The following is a 3,795-nucleotide window of genomic DNA, read 5'->3' as shown; positions in this document are numbered from 1 at the left end:
CTGATCCCCGTGCGCGTGATGGTGGACGCGGACGATCTGTCCGCGGCACGGGCGATCGCCGCCGCGGGCTGATCCTGCCCGTTTTTCGGGCAGCCATGTCGCGCTGCACAAAAATTAACGCGCCTTAACGTCTTCCGCCGCCGCCGCGCCCTTCGTCGCGCAACTGGCACGGCCATTGCGAAGCCGTTTTCCCGGGACACAGGGAAAGGGGGCGCGATGAAACTCGTCATTGCCATCATCAAGCCGTTCAAGCTCGACGAGGTCAGGGAAGCCCTGACCGCTGTCGGCGTCGCGGGGATGACGGTCACCGAGGTCAAGGGTTTCGGGCGCCAGAAGGGCCAGACCGAAATCTACCGCGGGGCCGAATACAGCACCAACATGGTGCCCAAGATCAAGATCGAGGTCGTCTGCGCCACCGACGTGGCGGATCGCGTGGTCGAGGCGGTTCAGGCCGCGGCGAATACCGGCGCGATCGGCGACGGGAAGATCTTCGTCCTCGACGTCGGGCAGGCGGTGCGCATCCGCACCGGCGAAACCGACGACACCGCGCTTTAGATGGGGGTGGCAATGAAATTCACGACTTCGATCGCCGGCGCGTGTGCCGGCGGCCTGGGATTGCTGGCCGCGGTGCCGGCCTGGGCGCAGCAGGCGGCGGGCAACGCCGCCGATGCCGCCGCGCCGGTCGCGGCCACCGCCGCCACGGCGTTCGTGCCGACGGCGGAGATGGTCAGCAAGGGCGACGTGGCCTGGATGCTGGTCGCCTCCGCCTTCGTGCTGATGATGTCGGTGCCCGCGCTGGCGCTGTTCTACGGCGGGCTGGTCCGGACGAAGAACATGCTGTCGGTGCTGATGCAGGTGCTGACGATCGTCTGCGTCGCCGCGCTGGTATGGTTCGCCTGGGGCTATTCCATGGCCTTCACCTCCACCGGCACGCCGTTCCCCAAATTGTTCGGCGGGCTGGACAAGGCGTTCCTGGCGGACGTCAGCCCGACGACCTTCGCCGCGACCTTCTCCAACGGCGTCTATCTGCCCGAATATGTGTTCGTGATCTTCCAGATGACCTTCGCCTGCATCACGCCGGCCTTGATCGTCGGGGCGTTCGCGGAGCGGGTGAAGTTCACGCCGCTGATCCTGTTCGTGGTCGCGTGGCTCACGCTCGCCTATTTCCCGCTCGCGCACATGGTCTGGTACTGGGCCGGCCCGGACTTCCTGAACGCCGCGCCGGACGACAGCGGCCTCCTGTGGGGCTGGGGCGCGCTGGACTTCGCAGGCGGCACCGTGGTGCACATCAACGCCGGCATCGCGGGCCTCGTCGGCTGCATCGTGATCGGGCCGCGGCGCGGGTACAAGAGCGAGCCGATGCCGCCGCACAGCCTGGTCATGACCATGATCGGCGCGTCGTTGCTGTGGATCGGCTGGTTCGGGTTCAACGCCGGGTCGGGGCTCGAAGCCAACGCCTTCGGCGCGCTGGCGTTCATCAACACCTTCACCGCCACGGCGGCGGCGGGTGTGACCTGGGCCGTGATCGAGCAGGTCGTGCACAAGAAGCCGTCGCTGCTGGGTGCCGCATCGGGCGTCGTCGCAGGCCTCGTCGCGATCACCCCGGCCGCGGGCTTCGCGCATCCGGGCACCGCGATCATCCTTGGCGCGGTCGCGTCGGGCGTGTGCTTCGTGTTCGTGACCACGGTCAAGAATGCGCTGAAGTATGACGACACGCTGGACGTGTTCGGCATCCATTGCGTCGGCGGCATCGTCGGCGCGATCGGGACCGGCATCGTCGCGGACCCCGCGCTCGGCGGGCAGGGCTGGATCGACTATACCGCCCCCGTCGCGAAGGCCGGCGAATACGTCATGTCGACGCAGGTCATGACGCAGATCTGGGCGGTCGGCACCACGATCCTGTGGAGCGGGATCGTCAGCGCCGTGCTGTTCCTCGCGCTCAAGGCCACGATCGGCCTGCGTCCCACCGCCGAGGTCGAGAGCGAAGGCCTCGACATCAACGAGCATGGCGAGCGCGCCTACAATTACTGATCGAAATCGGGGGCGGGCACGTCGCCCGCCCCCCACCGACGTTCCTCCTGCGGACATCACTGGACCCGGCGCGGCGACGCTCCGGGTCCCTTTTTTTTGTTCGCGCGAAGACGCGAAGACGCGAAGACGCTGAGAAGCAGCAGAGGGATGTTCGCGCAGAGGCGCAGAGAGGCAGTGCTTGTTGGGGCGGTCCGAGCCGCTTCGGCGGCTCAGCTGTCGCGGCCGCTGGGTAACACTGTCTCGCTGACGCGAGACGATGGTCCGCGCGCGCCCTCTCTGCGCCTCCGCGCCTCTGCGCGAAAAGCCTTCTTCTTCGCGTCTTCGCGTCTTCGCGTGAACCAACTTGCCCCAGCCGCGCCGCTATGGAAGACCTGCGTCGACAAGGGGATACAGATGACCAATACCAAGCGGATGCTCGCGCTGGCAGGTGCGTTGCTGGCGACGACGACGGCCAATGCGCAACAGCGTCCAGACCAGGCGGCGTTCCGCGAGCTCTACAAGGAACTGGTCGAAACCAACACCGCGGTGTCCACCGGCAGCTGCACCGACGCGGCGGCGAAGATGGCGGTCCGGCTGAAGGCGGCGGGGTTCAAGGATTCCGAACTGACGCAATTCGCGGACCCCGCGCATCCCAAGGACGGCGGGCTGGTCGCGGTGCTGCCCGGCACCGATCCCAAGGCGAAGGCGATCCTGCTGCTCGCGCATATCGACGTCGTCGAGGCGAAGCGCGCGGACTGGACGCGCGATCCCTTCACGCTGATCGAGGAGGGCGGCTATTTCTACGGCCGCGGCACCTACGACGACAAGGCGCAGGCCGCGATCTTCACCGACATGCTCGCGCGCTTCCGCAAGGCCGGCACGAAGCTGAAGCGCACCGTCAAGCTCGCCCTGACCTGCGGCGAGGAGACGACCTGGGCGTTCAACGGCGCGGAATGGCTGGCGAAGAACAGGCCGGCGCTGATCGCCGCCGAATTCGCGCTGAACGAGGGCGGCGGCGGACGGCTGGACAAGGACGGCAAGCCCGAACTGGTCGCGTTCCAGGCGGGCGAGAAGGCGGTGCAGAATTTCCGCATCGAGGCGACGAACCCCGGCGGCCATTCGTCGCGCCCGCGCCCCGACAACGCCATCTACGACCTGGCCGACGCGCTGGAGAAGGTGCGCGGCTATCGCTTCCCCGTCCGGCTGAACGACGCGACGCGCGCGTTCCTGGGCAATGCGGCGAAGATGCGCGGCGGCGCGGCGGGGGCGGCGATGACGCGGCTGCTGGCCAATCCGCAGGACAAGGAGGCGGACGCGCTGCTGTCGCAGGATCCCGATTTCTTCACCATGCTGCGCACCACCTGTGTCGCGACATTGCTGGACGGCGGACACGCGAACAACGCGCTGCCGCAGCGCGCGGGCGCCAACATCAACTGCCGCGTGATCCCGGGCGAAAGCTACGACACGACGCAGGCCGCGCTGGTCGCCGCGATCGCGAATCCGGCGATCAAGCTCACGCGCGTACCGCCCGATCGCCCCGTCGCGCCGCCGGTGACGCTGACCGCTGCCGTCACCGGCCCGGCGGAGACGCTGGCGAAGAAGTATTTCCCCGGCGTCCGCTTCACCCCCACGATGCTGCCCGGCGGCACCGACGCGGTGTACATCGCGCCGGTCGGCATCCCCGTCTACGGCGTGCCGGGGTTGATGATCGATCCCGACGGCAACGGCATCCACGGCCTGAACGAACGCATCCGCGTCGACGTCCTGTACAAGGGACGCGATTAC

3 protein-coding genes are annotated in these 3,795 nt (G+C 67.9%); all 3 read left to right on the top strand.

Annotated features, from left to right (window positions below; translation table 11 throughout):
• The first annotated feature begins 216 nt into the window (after positions 1-216).
• The gene (locus tag ASG29_RS01975) at positions 217-555 is read left to right on the top strand and encodes a P-II family nitrogen regulator (RefSeq protein ID WP_055979392.1); all 339 of its coding nucleotides are present in this window, start codon (positions 217-219) and stop codon (positions 553-555) included.
• 12 nt (positions 556-567) lie between these two features.
• Positions 568-2,031 (top strand): ammonium transporter, encoded by a 1,464-nt coding sequence (locus tag ASG29_RS01970; protein WP_055979390.1) that lies wholly within the window; start codon positions 568-570, stop codon positions 2,029-2,031.
• Between the two features lie 393 nt (positions 2,032-2,424).
• The coding region (locus tag ASG29_RS01965; protein WP_055979387.1) for a M20/M25/M40 family metallo-hydrolase at positions 2,425-3,795 on the top strand (1,371 nt) is incomplete at its 3' end.

It is taken from the genome of Sphingomonas sp. Leaf412 (assembly GCF_001425405.1).
Taxonomy (GTDB): domain Bacteria; phylum Pseudomonadota; class Alphaproteobacteria; order Sphingomonadales; family Sphingomonadaceae; genus Sphingomonas.
This window is presented reverse-complemented; position numbering and strand designations above follow the sequence as displayed.

What these genes read in the sequence shown, in the direction of transcription:
- ASG29_RS01975 (WP_055979392.1), top strand. Translation starts at nt 217, where the DNA reads ATGAAACTCGTCATTGCCATCATCAAGCCGTTCAAGCTCGACGAGGTC.
- ASG29_RS01970 (WP_055979390.1), top strand. Translation starts at nt 568, where the DNA reads ATGAAATTCACGACTTCGATCGCCGGCGCGTGTGCCGGCGGCCTGGGA.